This window comes from Streptomyces peucetius (genome assembly GCF_025854275.1).
In the GTDB taxonomy this organism is placed as follows: Bacteria; Actinomycetota; Actinomycetes; order Streptomycetales; family Streptomycetaceae; genus Streptomyces; species Streptomyces peucetius_A.
The window spans coordinates 2,653,864-2,671,336 of sequence record NZ_CP107567.1; the positions used below are offsets into that span (position 1 = coordinate 2,653,864).

Consider the following 17,473-nt stretch of genomic DNA (forward strand, 5'->3'; position numbering starts at 1 on the left):
GACATGCAGAACGAGTGGAACGGAGAGGTGATCGATGGGCGTCGCGGGACCCTTCCCCGGCTCGGCGGGGAGACCGCACGGGCCGGTGATGGACCGGGACGAGGTGGACCGTGCGCTGGCACGGCTCGGCGCCGAGCACGAAGCGGTGGAGACCTCGCTGCTGGCGCTCCAGGACCACGCGGGCCGCAGGCTGCTCGAGGGCGCCGAGCTGACCGGTGTGACCAAGGACCGCTGGGCCACCGCGGACCAGCAGATCACCCTGCTTTGGTTCTACTTCGACGCCTACACCGCCGCGTTGACCGGGATCCGCGAGCTCCGCGCCCGTAGGCGCTGGTCCAGCCGCGAGGACCTGGCCGAGCTGACCGAGCGGCTGCGCGGCCGCAGCGTCACCGTGGCGAGCCCGGCCGCCGACCCCGCGTCGCGGACCGCCGGACCGGCAAAGCTGGCAGAGGAGTTCACCCTCGAGGAACTCGTCGCCCGGATGAACGATCTTTACGCGTCGTCCCTCGACATGGTGGTGGCCGCCGACGCGGTGTGGTCGGCGCTTCCCGCCCGCATCGACCTGCTCTCCGCCGAACTGCGGCGCACCCGCTCGCTCGCGCACTCCGTGGGCGTGCGGCCCGGGGAGCACCCCTCCGGCGACGAGCTGGAGTCCATCACCCACGAGCTGTCCACGCTGCGCGAGCAGGTGATCTCGGACCCGCTCGCGTTCTGGCGGCCGGGGCCGGGGAGTTCCGCGCCCGGCGGCGGCCGGCCGGACACGGACCGCTACGACCGGGCGGCGCGCGCCCTGGAGGACGTACGCCGCGAGATCGAGGCGGTGCTCCAGGTGCGGCAGGACTCGGAGAAGCGGCTGATACGGCTGCGCGACCTGCTCTCCCGTGCCGACCGGACGCTCACGGAGGCCCGCACGGCACGCGGCGAGGTACTCGCGAAGATCGCCGCGTCGGAGGTGCCCGCCGTCAGCGGCCCGCCGACCGCGCTGCACGAGCGTCTCGCCACGGCCGCCGAGTACCGCAGGCACGCCCAGTGGCACCGGCTCTCGCCGCTGCTCGAGTCCCTGGAGGAGGAGGCCGAGGACGAACTCCGGCGCGCCCGCGAATCGTTGACGGCCGTCACCGCACCCCTCGCGGTCCGCGCCGAGCTGCGCGGCCGGCTGGACGCCTACAAGGCAAAGGTCGCACGGCACGGCATGGCGGAGGACCCCCTGCTCATCGAACGGTACGACGCGGCGCGCCGGATGCTGTGGAGCGCGCCGTGCGATCTGCGCGCCGCCGAGCAGGCCGTCCTGCGCTACCAGCACGCCGCGGCGGAAGTCCTGGTGCCGGGGCGGGCCGCACCGGAGCCGGGGCCCACCGACCGCGGAGAGGGTTCATGAGCGAGAACAGAAACTGCCAGCGCCCCGGTTGTGAGGGCTCGTACGAGGACATGGGCGGCGGCGAGCTGTACTGCGGCATCTGCGGCCTCGCCCCGGTGGTGTCGCCCACCGGCATGGTCTCCTCACCGCCCACCGGCATCGCCGGCGGCGGCGGCCGGGACTCCTCGTCCGCACGCAGCAGTTCAGGCTCCTCCCGGGCCTCCGCACGTTCGTCGTCGTCGCGCCGGTCGGTGTCGGGGCGGTTGTCGCGGTCGCTGACCGGCAGCAGCACGTCCGCGCGGTCGGTCTCGGTCCGCAGCTCCGGCTCGTCGACGGGGTCGTCGGCGCGCAACCGGCTGGGCGCCGGGCTGGTGACCGTGCCGGACGTCCCGCGGCCCGACCCGCGCTCCGCCGTCATGGCAAACCCGGAGGTCCCCGAGCGCAAGCGGTTCTGCTCGCGCTCGGACTGCGGGGCTCCCGTGGGGCGGGCGCGCGGCGACCGGCCCGGACGCACGGAGGGTTTCTGCACCAAGTGCGGCCACCCCTACTCGTTCGTGCCGAAGCTGAACGGCGGCGACATCGTCCACGGCCAGTACGAGGTGGTGGGCTGTCTGGCCCACGGCGGTCTGGGCTGGGTGTACCTGGCCGTGGACCGGGCGGTCTCCGACCGGTGGGTGGTGCTCAAGGGCCTGCTGGACACGGGCGACCAGGACGCGATGGCGGCCGCGATCTCCGAGCGGCGGTTCCTCGCCGAGATCGAGCACTCCAACATCGTCCGGATCTACAACTTCGTCGAGCATCTCGACCAGCGCACCGGCTCCCTCGACGGGTACATCGTCATGGAGTACGTGGGCGGCAAGTCGCTCAAGGAGATCGCCAACGAGCGGCGCGGCCCGGACGGGCGCCGCGACCCGCTCCCCGTCGAGCAGGCCTGCGCGTACGGCATCGAGGCACTGGAGGCGCTCGGGCATCTGCACAGCAGAAACCTGCTGTACTGCGACTTCAAGGTCGACAACGCCATCCAGCAGCAGGACCAGCTCAAGCTGATCGACATGGGTGCGGTCCGCAGGATGGACGACGACGAGTCCGCCATCTACGGCACGGTCGGCTATCAGGCACCGGAGGTCGCCGAGACCGGTCCCTCCGTGGCCTCCGACCTCTACACGGTGGCGCGGACCCTCGCCGTGCTGACGTTCGACTTCCAGGGCTACACGAACGTGTTCGTGGACTGCCTGCCGGACCCCGAGAACATCGAGGTGCTGCGGACGTACGAGTCGTTCTACCGGTTCCTGGTGCGGGCCACCGACCCCGACCCGGGACGGCGGTTCGCCTCCGCGCAGGAGATGGCGGAGCAGCTGACGGGCGTGCTCAGGGAAGTCGTCGCCATGCATACGGGCCGCCCGCGCCCGGCCGTGTCGACGCTGTTCGGACCGGAGCTGCGAGTGACGGACACCGAGCTGTTCGCCGAGCAGGCGGGAGAGGTCTCCCGGCTCGGTACGCGGGCGAGCGCGGCGAGTGGCAGGCGCTCCTCCCGGGGTGCGTCCGCCGCCGCTCCGGGGACATCGCCGGCCGCCGCGCCGTACGCGTCGGTTCCCGCGCCCCGTTCGTCCCCGGCCCCCACACCGTCCGCGCCTGTCGCACCGTCCGCGCCGGTCGCACCGCCCGCCTCGTCCGCGCTGTCCGCGCTCGTCATGCCGTCCGCGCCCGTCGCGCCGCCGGCGGTCCCCGCGCCCGCCCCGTACCTCGCCGTGCTCGACACGCGGGCGGGCGCGCTGGCGCTGCCCCTCCCCCGCGTCGACCCGAACGACCCGAACGCGGGCTTTCTGGCCGGGCTGATGGCCGCGGCACCCGCCGAACTGATCAGCGCACTCCACACGGCGGCCGCGAGCTCCCCGGAGATCCGGCTGAGCGAACTGCGCGCCCGTCTGGAGACCGGCGACCTGCTGGCCGCGACGACCGCGCTGGCCACCATGGAGACACAGCAGCCCGACGACTGGCGGGTGGTCTGGTACCGGGGCGTCACCTCTCTGGTGACCGGCGACCACGCGGCGGCGGCCCTGTCCTTCGACGCGGTCTACGACGCGTTTCCCGGCGAGCCCGTGCCCAAGCTGGCCCTGGGCCTGTGCGCGGAGGTGCTCGGCCAGCTGGACAACGCGGCGGACTACTACCGCCTGGTGTGGACGACCGACCCGAGCCATGTGAGCGCGGCGTTCGGTCTCGCCCGGGTCCAGCTCGCGGCGGGCGACCGCACCGGAGCCGTACGGACTTTGGAGTCGGTGCCGGAGTCCTCGATCCATTACACGGCCGCACGGGTGGCCGCCGTGAGGGCGAGACTGCGGCGACGCGCCGCGGACGAGCCGCTGCTGGAGGACCTGACGGCGGCTGCCGCGCAGGTGGCCGCCCTGCAGGAGCTCGGTCTCGACGCGGTGCGGCGTGAGCAGTTGTCCACAGAGGTACTCGGCACCGCGCTGGACTGGGTACTCTCCGGAAGTCCCGGAAGCGGGCCGTCCGTTCCGCCCGCCCCGAGCACACTGCTCGGGAGCGCGCTGGACGAACGCGGTCTGCGCTTCGGGCTGGAACGCTCCTTCCGGGTGCTCGCCCGGCTCGCCCAGCGCGGCGAGGAGCGCATAGAGCTGGTGGAGCGGGCCAACCGCTACCGCCCCCGGACGTGGGTGTGATTGATGGCGCAACAGCACCAGCCGGCTGCCGGATCGACCTGCCCCGGCTGCGACGAACCTCTGGAGCCCGGTGACCGGTTCTGCGGGGCGTGCGGGTACGACCTGTCGGCCGTGCCCGCCGCGGCGCTGGACCGCCCCACCGTGGCCATCGGCACCCCGGTCGAATGGCCGACGGCCACCGGCACCGACACGATGGGCACCCCCACCCCGACGCAGCGCGCCGCCGACGTGCCCGGCACGGATTCCGACGGCGAAGACCTGCTCCCGCCCACCGGGCCACTCGCCGGGACGGCCTCCGCCGGTCACGCCGGTCACGAGCGCCCCCGCCCCGGCGGAAGCGACGCCGAACCGATCCCGGCGCAGGGACAGGCCCCGGGCCCGGTGGGCCACGGCGGCCATGAGCGTGCCGACGAGAGCATGACCGCGGGCGACGGCGCGGCCGCTCCCGACAGCCCCGGCGGGGGCCACCCGCCCGCCTCGGCCGTACGGTTCGACACCCTGCCCTCCGGTGACTTCGAGCTCGCCGCTCCCGCGCCCGCCCCCACCGCCGCTCCCGCTCCTGCCCCGGCCCCCGCCTCGGCTCCCGCCGACCCGCGTACGGCGGCTGCCACCGGGCCCGCCGCCGCGCCGACCGCGGCCAAGCTCTGCGTGGCCTGCCGGGCCGGCCGGGTCGACACCGACGGCTACTGCGAGAACTGCGGCCACGCCCAGCCCCGTGAACGCGACCACATGGAGGAGGAGCTCGGTCCGGTCGCCGCGGTCAGCGACCGGGGCCTGCGCCACCACCGCAACGAGGACGCGTTCGCCGTCTCGTCCACCGCCCTGCCGGACGGCTCACCCGCCGTTGTCGCCGTGGTCTGCGACGGAGTGTCGTCGGCGACCCGCCCCGACGAGGCGTCGGCCGCCGCGGCGAGCGCCGCCAACGAGCTGCTGCTGGAGGTGCTGCCCCGCGGCACGCACCCGCAGCAGGCCATGCACGAGGCGATCGTCGCCGCCTCCGAGGCGGTCAACGCCCTGGCGGAGGAGCCGGAACACGGCCCCGGCGACGAACCCCACCGGCACCAGAACGCGCCCGCCTGCACGATCGTCGGTGCGGTGGCGGCCGGCGGGCTGCTGATCGTCGGCTGGGTCGGCGACAGCCGCGCCTACTGGGTCCCCGACGACCGTTCCGGCCCGCCGGCGCGGCTGACCGAGGACGACTCGTGGGCGGCGCAGATGGTCGCGGCCGGCCTGATGAACGAGGCCGAGGCGTACGCGGACGAGCGGGCCCACGCGATCACGGGCTGGCTCGGTGCCGACGCGTACGAACTGGAACCGCACACCGCCGCGTTCAAGCCGGACCGCTCCGGCGTGGTCGTGGTCTGCACGGACGGGCTGTGGAACTACGCGGAGGCGGCGGAGGAGATGGCTCGGGCCATCCCGGCGGACGCGTCCGAACGGCCCTTGCACAGCGCGCAGATGCTGGTCGGTCACGCCCTCGACGGTGGCGGCCACGACAACGTGACAGTGGCGGTGCTGCCGTTCGCCGTGGCGCCGCAAGGGGCAGGATCGGCCTACGACATGGCCTGACCCGGCTGCTCCGCCGGCCGTCGGCCGCTCCGTCCGGCCCGGCCGCCTCGTCCAGCACCCGCCCCGCCCACTCCGCCAACCCTGCCAGCCCCGCCCACCCTGCCAGCCCCGCCCGCGCAGCCGTCTCCCGCTGCCCGGGCGGAGTCACAAGGAGCCGATCGGATGGCCGTTTTCTCCAAGTCCCAGGTACCGCAGTTTTCGGTCGAGGTGTACCAGAACGAATACCTCCCGGAGGGCGGCCGCGAGGTCAACGCGATCGTCACGGTCACCTCGACCGGCGGCGGCACGACCGGCGGGGTGCCGCTGCGGGAAGCGCCGGCGCCGCACGCCACCGCGCCGGACCGGGGACCGTCCGCCGGCGTGGTGATCATGGTCGACTGCTCCGGCTCGATGGACTACCCGCCGACGAAGCTGCGCAACGCCCGGGAGGCGACAGCCGCGGCGGTCGACACCCTGCGGGACGGGGTCGCCTTCGCCGTGGTCGCCGGCACGCACAAGGCGCTCGAGGTGTACCCGGGCGGCGGCCGGCTCGCCGTCGCGGACCCCGCCACCCGTGCCGGCGCCAAGGAAGCGCTGCGGTCGCTCACGGCCGGCGGCGGCACCGCGATCGGCACCTGGCTGCGCCTGGCCGACCGGCTGCTGTCCTCCGCCGACCTGGCGATCCGGCACGGCATCCTGCTCACCGACGGGCGCAACGAGCACGAGTCGCCCGAGGAACTGCGGGCCGCCCTCGACGCGTGCGCGGGCCGTTTCACCTGTGACGCGCGCGGGGTCGGCACCGACTGGGAGGTGAAAGAAGTCACAGGCATCGCCTCGGCGCTCCTCGGCACGGCCGACATCGTCGCCGATCCGGGCGGCCTCTCCGCCGACTTCACGCGGATGATGGAGAACGCGATGGGCAAGGAGGTCGCGGATGTCTCGCTGCGGCTGTGGACACCGGTCGGTGTGGACATCGCCTTCGTCAAGCAGGTGGCGCCGACCGTCGAGGACCTGACTGGGCGGCGCACGGAGGCCGGCCCGCGCGCCGGCGACTATCCGACCGGCTCCTGGGGCGACGAGTCCCGGGACTACCACATATGTGTGCACGTGCCGCAGGCCGGAATCGGTCAGGAGATGCTGGCGGCGAGGGTCTCGCTGATCGTCCCCGCCGCTGACGGCGGCGCTCCCGAGGTCCTGTCGCAGGGGCTCGTACGGGCGGTGTGGACGAACGACGCGGCCGCCTCGACCTCGATCAATCCGCAGGTGGCGCACTACACGGGCCAGGCGGAGCTGGCCCGGATGATCCAGCAGGGTCTCGAGGCCCGGAAGTCCGGTGATCTCGGCGGGGCGACCGCGAAACTGGGCCGCGCGGTGCAGCTGGCGGCGCGTTCCGGAAACGAGGACACTGCGAAACTGCTTTCGAAGGTGGTGGACGTCGTCGATGCGGCGACGGGTACTGTGCGACTGAAGGCGAAGGTCGCGGACGCGGACAAGATGACTCTCGAAACGCGCTCCACCAAGACCGTTCGCGTCAAGAAATAACCACGCACGAACACGTAGTGAGCGGCCCTCGGGCCGGACGAGGAGAGGGGGAAGCGCCGACATGCCGACCTGCCCGAACGGACACCAGTCGGGTTCCGACGACTGGTGCGAGGTCTGCGGCCACCGCATGGCTCCTCCCGGCGCTCCCTCGGGTGCCGTACCGCCGCCCCCGCCACCGCCGCCCGGGTACGGCTATCCCGGCCCGGCCGATCCGGGACCGACGGCCCAGACGGAGCTCTGCCCGCAGTGCCGCACGCCGCGCGAGGCCATGGCCCCGTTCTGCGAGGAGTGCCGGTACAACTTCCTCACGCACACCGCGACGTCGTACACGCCGGTGGCGCCGCCCCAGCCGCAGGGCGGGCTTAACCTCCCGCCGGGCTTCCAGTCGCAGCCGGGTCCGCCCGCTCCGCCGGCGCAGCAGGGCCCCCCGCCGCCTCCGCAGCAGCAGCAGCAGCAGCAGCAGCAGCAGCGTGATCCTTTCGACTACCAGGGCTCGCGGCCCTCGCAGATGAACCGGCCCGCGGAGCCGCTGGGACAGGACCGGCCGGGCGATCACCACCAGCAGCAGCCCGGGGCGTTCCAGCCGCAGGGCGGCCCGCCGCCTCCACCGTCCCCGTTCCAGCAGCAGCCCGGACCTCCGGCCCCGCCGGCGTTCCAGCCGCCCGCGCCGCCCGCGCCGTCGCGGCCCCAGCAGACAGGTGGCGGCGACGACTGGATGCTGCCCCCTCCCTCCCGTCCCCAGTCGCCCCCACCCCCGCCGGGGCCGCAGGGCCATCAGGGACCGCAGGGAAACCAGGGCCCGCCGCCGTTCCCGCAGCAGCAGGGCGCGGGCACGCAGGGCACGCACCCCGGTCAGCCGCCGGCACCCCGGCCCGGCGCCGCGCCGGCGGGCTGGTCGGCCGTGATCGGGCCGGACCGCGAGTACTTCATGGCGATGATGCAGCGCAGCGGCCCCGAGGCCACCGGGCTGAACCTGCCCGCCTACTCTCCCGAGCAGCATCTGCCGCTCACCGGGGGACAGATCACCATCGGACGCCGCCGCCAGTCGACGGGCCAGTCCCCCGACATCGACCTGTCGGTGCCTCCGGAGGACCCGGGTGTCTCGCACCAGCACGCGGTGCTCGTGCAGCAGCCCGACGGATCATGGGCCGTCGTCGACCAGAACTCGACCAACGGCACCACGCTCAACGGCGCCGAGGAGCCGATCCAGCCGTATGTCCCCGTCCCGTTGAACGACGGCGACCGGGTGCACGTCGGCGCCTGGACGACGATCACCGTCCGCCGCGGCTGACTGCCGGCCGCGGCGGCGGCCATCCTGCTGCCGACAACCATGGATACGCGGCGCGCGGCGCGCGCGTTCAGCCGCCGGACGACCCGAGGGGCCAGACGTAGGGCCCCTCGGGATCGTCCAGCCATGCCCACTGGTGTTCACCGCTCACCGTGACCCCGAAGCGGTCGCGCTCGGGGCGGTGTTCCCGCTCCCACAGGGCGAGCGCCTCGCGCGGGTCGAGTGAGCCCGCGGTCAGGCTCAGAAGGAAGCGGAAGAGGTCGTTCTCGATCGCGCGCCGGGGCAGGCCCCCGGTCCTCGCCTGCTCGGGCGGAGCCGCGCCGCGCAGCGGCACGAAGTACGCCGACGTCCGCAGGAAGCGTCCCTCGGCGACGCGGCCGCCCGCGCCGTGGCCGACCCGCAGGACGATGATCCCGGTGGACAGGGGCGCGACGATCCGCGCGCCGTCGTCGCACTGGGCGGGCCACGCGGACGGCACCGACGTCAGGGTGCACGTCGCGATGACGCAGTCGAAGGGGGCGCGCTCCAGGCAGCCGCGCGCCCCGTCGCCGGTGACCACGGCGGGGTGGTGGCCGGCGGCCGCCAGGTGCACACGGGCGGACTCGGTGATGTCGGGGTCCAGATCGACGGTGGTGACGGCCTCGTCGCCGAGCCGGTGCGCCAGCAGCGCCGCGTTGTAGCCGGTGCCCGCGCCGATCTCGAGGACACGGTCCCCGCCGGTGACCTCGAGCGCGTCCAGCATCAGGGCCATGAGGGAGGGCTGACTGCTGGAGGAGACGAGATCGCCGTCGCGCAGCCGTGTGGCCAGCGGCTCGTCCGAGTACGCACCGCGCAGCCAGCGGGCACGGCGCCCGGGGTCGGGGTCCTCGCACCACAGGCGCTCGTACGCGCCGGCCCGGACGGTGAAGTAGTACGGCACGAACAGATGCCGCGGCACCTCCTCGAACGCCGCCCGCCAGGCCGGATCGGTCAGCCCTCCCCCGGCCACGATCTCGCGCACCATCGACCGCCGCGCCTCGGCGGCCGGCTCGGCGAAGCGATCCACGACCTGGCCCATATGTCCACTTTCCCGCCCGGTCGTCCCGGAAGCGAGCCACCGTGCCGTGCCGGACGGGGAGTCCTAGGCCCTCCGTCCTCGGCCGGTGTGTCTGAGAGCATGGGGGCGTGAATGAGATTCCGCGCGGGACGCTTCAGGAGCAGACCTTCTACGAGCAGGTCGGCGGCGAGGAGACCTTCCGGCGCCTCGTCCACCGCTTCTACGAGGGCGTCGCGGAGGACCCGCTGCTGCGGCCGATGTACCCGGAGGAGGACCTGGGCCCGGCCGAGGAGCGGCTCGTGCTCTTCCTGATGCAGTACTGGGGCGGTCCGCGCACCTACAGCGACCGCCGTGGGCACCCCCGGCTCCGGATGCGCCACGGTCCCTTCACCGTCGACCGTGCCGCCCACGACGCCTGGCTGCGGCACATGCGCACGGCACTGGACGAGCTGGGTCTCGCCGAGGAGCACGAGCGGCAGCTGTGGGACTACCTCACGTATGCCGCCGCCTCGATGGTGAACACACCGGACTGACAACACCCGACTGACACGCCTCAGCCCCCATCGGCGCGGCAAACGCCGCGGAATGCGGGAATCCGTCGCCGGATAACGGTCACGATCGGGTCAAGGTCGAGCCGCAAGCGGTTTCCACGAACGGGTGTGCTCTGAAAGCATCCGGGGACAGTGGGGCGTCGGGGGACGCCCGGGGTCCGGGTGGGGGACGGGTGACGGGGTTCGTACTACTGCGCGTCAGAGCGCACCGGCTGCTGCTCGCCGCGGCCCTTCTCGCCGTGCTCCTCACCACGTGCGTGCTCGCCTCGCTCGCCGCGTTCTCCGGTTCCGTCGGGGACGCCGCGCTGCGGCACACCCTGAACGGCCGGGACGCGGCCGCCGCCGCGCTCACGGTCACCGCCCAGGTCCCGGAGGAGCGCCGCGACGCGGCGGAGGACGCCGTCGTCCGAGGAGCCGAACGGTCCTTCGGCGGGCTGCCCGTGACGGTCCGCAGCCTCGAACGCTCAGGGCCGTACGCCCTGCCGCGCACCCTGCAGGACCCGGAGGCCCGCAAGGGCAAGCCCGACCTCACCCACTTCGCCGCTCTCGACGAGACCCGGATCGCGATGGTGTCCGGTACCCGGCCGGGCCCTGCCACCGCCGGTGCGGTGCCGGTCGCGCTGCCGGAGAGCGCCGCACAGCAGCTGGGCCTGGAGCCCGGCGCCCGTCTCACCCTCACCGACCGGCTCTCCGACAAGCCGATCACCGTCCGTCTGACCGGCCTCTACCGGCCCGTGGACACCACCCATCCGTACTGGCAGCTCGACAGCCTCGGCGGTCGTGGCGTGCGGACGGTCGTCTTCACCACGTACGGCCCGCTCCTCGCCCACCCCTCGGTCCTCGCCTCCGGCCGGGTGGCCGCCGGCAGCTCGGCGTGGCTGGCCACCGCCGACTTCGGCACCGTCACCACCGACCGTGTCGGCGCCCTGCGCGCCTCGGCGGCCGGCGGCCCGAAGGCCCTCGGCAAGGACCCGGCCTTCGCCGGCGGCGTGACCGTGCACACCTCGCTGCCCACTGTGCTCGCCCAGAGCGAGCGGGCGCTGCTGGTCGCCCGGTCCACCCTGCTGATCGTCGCCGTGCAGCTGGTGCTGCTCGCCGCGTACGCGCTGCTGCTGGTGGCGCGGCTCCTCAGTACGGAACGGGCCGGCGAGACGGACCTGCTGCGCGCCCGCGGCGCGTCACGCCGGCGCATCGTCTCCCTCGCCGCCGTCGAGGCGCTGCTGCTCGCCCTCCCGGCGGCGCTCTGCGCGCCTCTGCTGTCGGGGCCGTTGACCCGTCTGCTCGCCGAGCACTCGACGCTCGCCAGGAGCGGTCTGCGGCTGGGTGAGGCGCCGACGGCGCAGGTGTGGCTGGTGGCCGCGGGGGTCGCGGTGTGCTGCGCGGCAGCCGTCGTGGCCCCGGCGCTGGCCGCGACGTCGGGCGCGCTGCGGCTGCGGCGCGGCCGTGGCGGCACGCTGCCCGCGTCGGTACGTGCCGGTGCCGACGTGGGGCTGCTCGCCGTCGCCGCCGTCGCCTACTGGCAGTTGGACCGGCAGACCGGTGCCGCCGGCGGCGGGGCCATCAGCGGCGACCGCGAGGGCGACCTGGGCATCGACCCGCTGCTGGTCGCCGCGCCCGCCCTGGCGCTGCTGGCCGGCACGGTCCTGACGCTGCGTCTGCTGCCGCCCGCCGCCCGGCTCGCCGAACGCCGCGCCGCCGGCGGCCGGGGGCTGCCCGCCGCCCTCGCGGGCTGGCAGTTCAGCCGCCGGCCGCTGCGCGGCGCCGGCCCGGTGCTGCTGCTGGTGCTCGCGGTGGCCATGGGCATGCTCGCGATCGGGCAGAGCGCCTCCTGGGACCGGTCGCAGAGCGACCAGGCCGACTTCAGGGCCGGCGCGTCGGTGCGGGTCACGGACAGCGGTGCCGGCCGGCCAGGAGACACCGGCCTGTACGCGTCCGTCCCCGGCGTACGGCAAGCCGCCCCCGCCCACCGCGCCGACCTGGGGCTCTCCGGCAACCGGACCGCGACCGTGCTCGCGCTCGACACCGCACGCGCCGACGAGCAACTCCTGCTGAGGGACGACCTCACGGACGAGCCGCCCGGCTCGCTGCTCGGCACGGACACCGCCGTGAAGAAGGCCCGCCCCGGTGTGCTGCTGCCCGACGACGCCCGCCGCCTCACCCTCGACCTGCGGATCGCCGACGAGAAGGCCCCCTCCGGGCTCGCACCGCAGGTCACCGTCATCGTCGAGGACCGCTACGGCCTGGCGTACCGGATGTCCGCCGGGAAGGTGGCCGCCGACGGCCGCGTCCATCCGGTGACCGTCACCCTCGACGAGTCCTCCTCCACAGGACACACCGCACCCGCCGGCCCGCGGTCCCTGACCGGACTGCGTCTCGACGGCGAGATCCCGGACGGCCCCGCCGCGACGCACCGCCTGACCATCGAGCGGCTGCGCACCACCGGCGCCGACGGGACCGCCCGTACCGTCCCGGCACCGGGTCCCCCGCGCTGGCAGGCCGGCTACACCGAGCTCAGGGCCGGTGAACCGCAGACTCCGGAGCCGCTCCGCCCCGCCGCCTCCGGCTCCCGGCCGCTGGACCTCCGTTACGGCATCGGCCCGGACCCCATGGCGGTCAACGCGTGGGGCGATTACGTCCGCTCGGACTTCAGCGTCGTCGTCACCGCAGCCCGCCCCGCCCCGCCCCGGCAGATCCCGGCCGTCGCCACGGACGAGTTCCTGCGCGCGTCGGGAGCGAAGCGCGGCGACGTCATCGATGTGACGCTGACGGGCGAGACGCTGAGGGTCGAGATCGTCGGGACCGCGCGAGCCCTGCCGACGACCGGGCCGGGTGCCACCGCCGCGGCAGTGCCCGCGGACGGCGAAGGAGCCGCAACCGACCGGCAGAACGCCGACGGCGGCGCGCTCCTCCTGGACCTGCCCACGGTCAACACCGTGATCGCCGCCCGGGGAGGTTCGTCGCTCAGGCCCACGGAATGGTGGCTGAGCACCGACCCGGGCCGGGCCGAAGAGGTCGCGCAGGCCCTGCGCGGGCGCCCCGACGCCGACCCGGGTCAGGTCCTCGTGCGCGACGAGGCCGCGGACGAACTGCTCGGCGATCCGCTCGGCGCGGGGCCCCGCTCCGCGCTGATGGCGGTGGCGCTGGCCGCGGCGGCGCTCGCCGCGGTCGGCTTCGCCGTCAGCGCGGCCGCTTCGCTGCGGGAACGGTCCGCCGAACTCGCCGTACTGCGCGCCCTGGGAGCACCGCGCCGCCAGCTCGCCCGGCTGGTCGCGGCGGAGCAGAGTCTGCTGATCGCCATCGCGCTGATGGTGGGCATCGCCCTGGGCGCCGTACTGACCCGGGCCGTGGTGCCGCTGATCGTCCTCACCGGGCAGGCCACCCGGCCCGTACCGCATGTGCTGATCGAACTGCCCGTGGACCAGGTGGGTCTGCTTCTCGCGGGTGTCGCCGCGCTGCCGCTTCTGATCGTCGCCGTCATCGCCCTGCGTCGCGCGGACCCCGCGGTGACTCTGCGCCACCGGGGGGAAAACTGACATGAATCCGCGCTCCAGCCGCACCGACAGGCACGCCCGCACGGTGGCCCCGTGGGTCAGGACCCGGCTGCGCACGGCGCCCGCGGCCGCCGTCGCGTTCGGTGTGCTCGTCCTGCTCACCGCCTTCCTCGCGGCCGGGTTCCCCCGCGCCGTCGACGCGTACGAGAACCACGGCCTGCGATACGACCTGACCGACGCCTCGCCGTCCCGCAGCGTGCTGGAGGTGACCACACCGCAGCCACCGCTCCAAATGCCGGAGCCCGCGCGGGAAAAGTCGCTTCGCCCCAAGCGCCTCGCCAACGTCCACCGAGTCGTCACCGGACTGCTGCCGGAGCCGCTGCGCGTGGACGCCGCGCAGTCCGCGTACGGCGTGGAGACCGCCAAGCCCCTGGAAGGGCTGGACCCCTGGCTGCCGCGCCCACAGGGCGCCTCGCCGGAGTTCTCACTCGTGGCGCAGAGCGACCTGGCGACCCACTCCGCCGTGCGGGAGGGCCGGCTGCCGAAGACGGACGGCCGTGTCACCTCCGCCACCAAGGAACTGGAGGCCGCGGTCACCGCGGAGACCGCGAAGACTCTGGGCATCAAGAGAGGCTCCGTACTGCGTCTCGGGCAGGCCCCGGTGCTGTCCGTTCGGATCACCGGCATCGTGGAACCGTCCGATCCGCAGGCTAGTTACTGGTCCGCCGAGCCGGGGCTGCGTACCCCGAGGCTTCTCGTGGCCCCCGGGATCAGCCCTCCGGTGGTCTACTGGAACGCGTCCCTGCTGATCGCCCCCGAGGCCGCTCCTGCGCTGCTCGGCACCCTCGGCGAACCCCAGCCGTACTGGCGCTTCGCCCCGGTCGCCGGTCACCTCACCACCCACGACGTGCCCGCGCTCACCGACCGGATCGCGTCCCTCGAAGGCGGCCCGGGGCTGCTCGGGATCAAGGGCGCCGTCGACGAGAACGCCTCGCTCGCCACCGACTTGGACGGCATCCTCGCCTCCTACACGACGATGCGCGACGCCATCACGCCGGTCGTCGCCGTCGCCGCCTTCGGGATCGGCACCGTCGCCGCCGTCGTGATGGCGATGACGGGCGGGCTGTTCGCTGCCCGGCGCCGGGCAGAGCTGGCCCTGCTGCGCTCCCGCGGCGGCTCGTTGCGCGGCATCGGCGGCCGGCTGCTCGCCGAGACCGCCGTCGTCGCCCTGCCCGCCGCGGCGACCGGGCTGCTTCTCGCGGTCCTCGTCGTCGACGACGACGCGAGACTCTGGCCCGCCGTGGCCGGAGCGGGCGCCGTCGCGGTCATGGCCTGTGCCACGCTGCCGGTGCGCGCGGTGACGCAGCACCGCAGCCCCCATGTGCCCGGAGACCGCGACGACGTCGTGCTCGCCCGGCCGTCCAGGCGCCGCACGGTCGCCGAACTCACGCTGCTGGTGCTGGCAGTCGGCGCGGTCGTGGCACTGCGGCGGCGCGGCACCTCCGACGGCGCCGACCATCTCGTCAGCGCCGCGCCCGTGCTGGTGGGCCTGATCGCCGCACTCGTCCTCGTACGGCTCTATCCGCTGCCGCTGCGCTGGGCCGCGCGGCCGGTCGGCCGGCTGCGCGGCGCGGTCGGATTCCTCTCACTCGCCCGCACCGGGCGCGCGTCCGCCGCCGGCGCCCTGCCACTGCTGGCCCTGCTGGTCGCGCTCACCACCGCCGCGTTCGGCGGTTCGGTCCTGGCGGGCGTCGCCGACGCGCGGGACCGGGCGGCGCTGCTGGCGACGGGCGCCGACGCCCGAGTCTTCGGCCCCGGCGACGCGGTGGCGCTGCCGGAGGGCGCGGAACGGGCCGTGGCCGGCGTGCCCGGCGTACGGGACGTGACGGCCGTGCAGATCGAGCACGCGCTGACGCTGCCCGCCCGGGACCAGGCGGACCGGTCCGACCCGCTCGCCGTCTCCCTCGTCGGCGCCGACCCCGGCGCATACGCCCGGCTGGCTCGTGACTCGGGGCTCGGGGGCTTCCCGGCGGACGCGCTCAGAACCGCACCGGGCGACGATTCCGGGAGCGGGCCCGTTCTGCACGCCGTCGCCTCACCCGGTGTCGCGGAACAGCTCGGCAAAAAGACCCACCGGATCGACTCGATCGCCGGTGCCTTCACCGTGAGGGTCGCCGCCGTACGGTCCCGGACCCCGGCCGTGTCGTCCCGTGAGTTCCTCGTCGTCGACGGCTCACGGCTCACCCACCGGGCACCGACCGCGCTGCTGGCCACGGGCTCCGGCATCGACGGCAAGGCCCTGCGTGCGGCCGTCCACGGCATGGACGACGACCTCACCGTACGGCTGCGCGACGAGGCGCGGGCGGCCTTCACCGACTCGCCGCTGCAGTCCGGCGCCGAGCGGATCTACGTGGCCGCCATCGCCGCCGGTGCGGGCTACGCCGTACTCGCCCTGCTGCTGTCGCTCATGCAGGCCGCCCCGGAACGCGCCACCCTCCTGGCCCGACTGCGCACCATGGGCCTCACCACGCGGCAGGGCGGGCAGCTGCTCGGCCTCGAAGCGCTCCCGCAGGCGCTGCTCGCCGCGGGGGGCGGCGTGTTCGTCGGCTGGGCCACGATCCAGCTCCTCGCACCCGGAGTGGACCTGGTGCGCCTCGCGCTGGCGGCCGCTCCCGACCTCGCGCCCGTGGACAGCGCGTCGCTGCGGGCCGACCCGTGGTCCCTGGCGGTCCCCGCGGCCGCCGTGGTGCTGCTCGCGGGAGCCGTCGTCGCCGTACAGGCCTGGTGGGCGGGGCGCCGCGGATCGATCACCGAACTCAGGGCAGGAGACACGCGATGACCGACACCACCCTGGAGCAACTGGAGAAACGCGCCGCTGCCCACCGCGACCGGCCCTCCTACGGGCACGACGCGCTGATCACCTGCGACCGTCTCGTGCGGATCTTCGCCTCCGACGGGGTCGAGGTGCAGGCCCTGCAGGGCCTCGACCTCCTCGTCAAGGACGGCGAACTGATGGCCCTCGTCGGCGCGTCCGGCAGCGGCAAGTCGACCCTGATGAACATCCTGGCCGGCCTGGACGTCCCCTCGGCGGGCGCCGCCAGGGTCGCCGGGTGCGACCTGCTCGCCATGGACGCCAAGGCGCGGCTGCGTTACCGCCGCGAGGTCGTCGGCTTCGTCTGGCAGCAGACCGCCCGCAACCTGCTGCCGTACCTGACAGCCGCACAGAACGTCGCGCTGCCCATGCAGTTGCGCGGCGGCGTCAGCCGCAGGCGCAAGGCCGAGCGCGTGCAGGAGCTGCTCTCCATGCTCGGCGTCGCCGACTGCGAGGGCCGGCGCCCCCACCAGATGTCCGGCGGCCAGCAGCAGCGCACCGCCATCGCCGTCGCCCTCGCCAACTCCCCGGCGGTACTGCTCGCCGACGAGCCGACGGGTGAACTGGACTCGGCGACCGGCGAGCAGGTCTTCGCCGCCTTCCGCCGCGCCAACGAGGAACTCGGCACGACCATCGTGATCGTCACCCACGACCAGGCGGTCGCCGGCGAGGTCCGCCGCACGGTCGCCATCCGCGACGGCCGCACCTCCTCCGAGGTACTGCGGCGCACCGAGGTCGACGCCGAGGGCCAGGAGTCGGTGGTGGCCCGCGAGTACGCGATGCTGGACCGGGCCGGGCGACTCCAGCTGCCCGCCGACTACACGGCGGCGCTGGGCATGGAACACCGCGTGATGCTGGAGCTCGAACAGGACCACATCGTCGTCCGGCCGGACGACGGACCTGACGACTGAAACGCCCCCGGGCCCGCCGGCGGGAGCGAAACGGCCGCCACTGGGCAGGGGGACGCGCAGGGGGTGTCCAGGGCGTAAGCGTCGCACCTCGCGCGAAGCGCGGTGAGGACGGCCGGTCCCGGAGACGCCCCGGAGCGGCCTCGGCCGCCGGGCAAACGGACCGGGCCGAGCCCGGCGGACGCCCCCGAAACGGAACCGG

General features: G+C 74.5%; 10 protein-coding genes. 9 read left to right on the top strand and 1 reads right to left on the bottom strand.

Features of this window, described 5'->3' with window-relative positions:
- The first annotated feature begins 34 nt into the window (after positions 1-34).
- From OGH68_RS12150 to OGH68_RS12170, 5 genes are all read left to right on the top strand, one after another.
- On the top strand, positions 35-1,378 hold the full coding sequence (locus tag OGH68_RS12150; RefSeq protein WP_264243397.1) for a hypothetical protein: 1,344 nt from the start codon (positions 35-37) through the stop codon (positions 1,376-1,378).
- A complete protein-coding gene (locus tag OGH68_RS12155; protein ID WP_264243399.1) occupies positions 1,375-4,035 on the top strand; it encodes a serine/threonine-protein kinase in 2,661 nt (886 codons plus the stop codon). The genes OGH68_RS12150 and OGH68_RS12155 overlap by 4 nt, the downstream gene beginning before the upstream one ends.
- A gap of 3 nt (positions 4,036-4,038) precedes the next feature.
- Complete coding sequence (locus tag OGH68_RS12160) at positions 4,039-5,604, top strand: PP2C family serine/threonine-protein phosphatase (RefSeq protein ID WP_264243400.1); 1,566 nt, start codon at positions 4,039-4,041, stop codon at positions 5,602-5,604.
- A 162-nt stretch (positions 5,605-5,766) separates the two neighbouring features.
- A complete protein-coding gene (locus tag OGH68_RS12165) occupies positions 5,767-7,125 on the top strand; it encodes a vWA domain-containing protein (protein WP_264243401.1) in 1,359 nt (452 codons plus the stop codon).
- Positions 7,126-7,186: 61 nt separating this feature from the next.
- Positions 7,187-8,416, top strand: a complete 1,230-nt coding sequence (locus tag OGH68_RS12170; protein WP_264243402.1) for an FHA domain-containing protein — start codon at positions 7,187-7,189, stop codon at positions 8,414-8,416.
- Between the two features lie 67 nt (positions 8,417-8,483).
- Here the strand turns inward: OGH68_RS12170 and OGH68_RS12175 are convergent, their stop codons facing one another.
- Positions 8,484-9,470: a methyltransferase domain-containing protein gene (locus tag OGH68_RS12175; RefSeq protein WP_264243403.1), complete on the bottom strand. Its 987-nt coding sequence runs from the start codon at positions 9,468-9,470 to the stop codon at positions 8,484-8,486.
- 107 nt (positions 9,471-9,577) lie between these two features.
- On the opposite strand from OGH68_RS12175, the gene OGH68_RS12180 reads away from it, so the two are divergent.
- From OGH68_RS12180 to OGH68_RS12195, 4 genes are all read left to right on the top strand, one after another.
- On the top strand, positions 9,578-9,982 hold the full coding sequence (locus tag OGH68_RS12180) for a globin (RefSeq protein WP_264243404.1): 405 nt from the start codon (positions 9,578-9,580) through the stop codon (positions 9,980-9,982).
- 191 nt (positions 9,983-10,173) lie between these two features.
- A complete protein-coding gene (locus OGH68_RS12185) occupies positions 10,174-13,533 on the top strand; it encodes an ABC transporter permease (protein WP_264243405.1) in 3,360 nt (1,119 codons plus the stop codon).
- A 1-nt stretch (position 13,534) separates the two neighbouring features.
- Positions 13,535-16,330: an ABC transporter permease gene (locus tag OGH68_RS12190; protein WP_264243406.1), complete on the top strand. Its 2,796-nt coding sequence runs from the start codon at positions 13,535-13,537 to the stop codon at positions 16,328-16,330.
- Positions 16,327-17,274 (top strand): ABC transporter ATP-binding protein, encoded by a 948-nt coding sequence (locus OGH68_RS12195; protein WP_264243408.1) that lies wholly within the window; start codon positions 16,327-16,329, stop codon positions 17,272-17,274. The genes OGH68_RS12190 and OGH68_RS12195 overlap by 4 nt, the downstream gene beginning before the upstream one ends.
- Positions 17,275-17,473 lie beyond the last annotated feature (199 nt).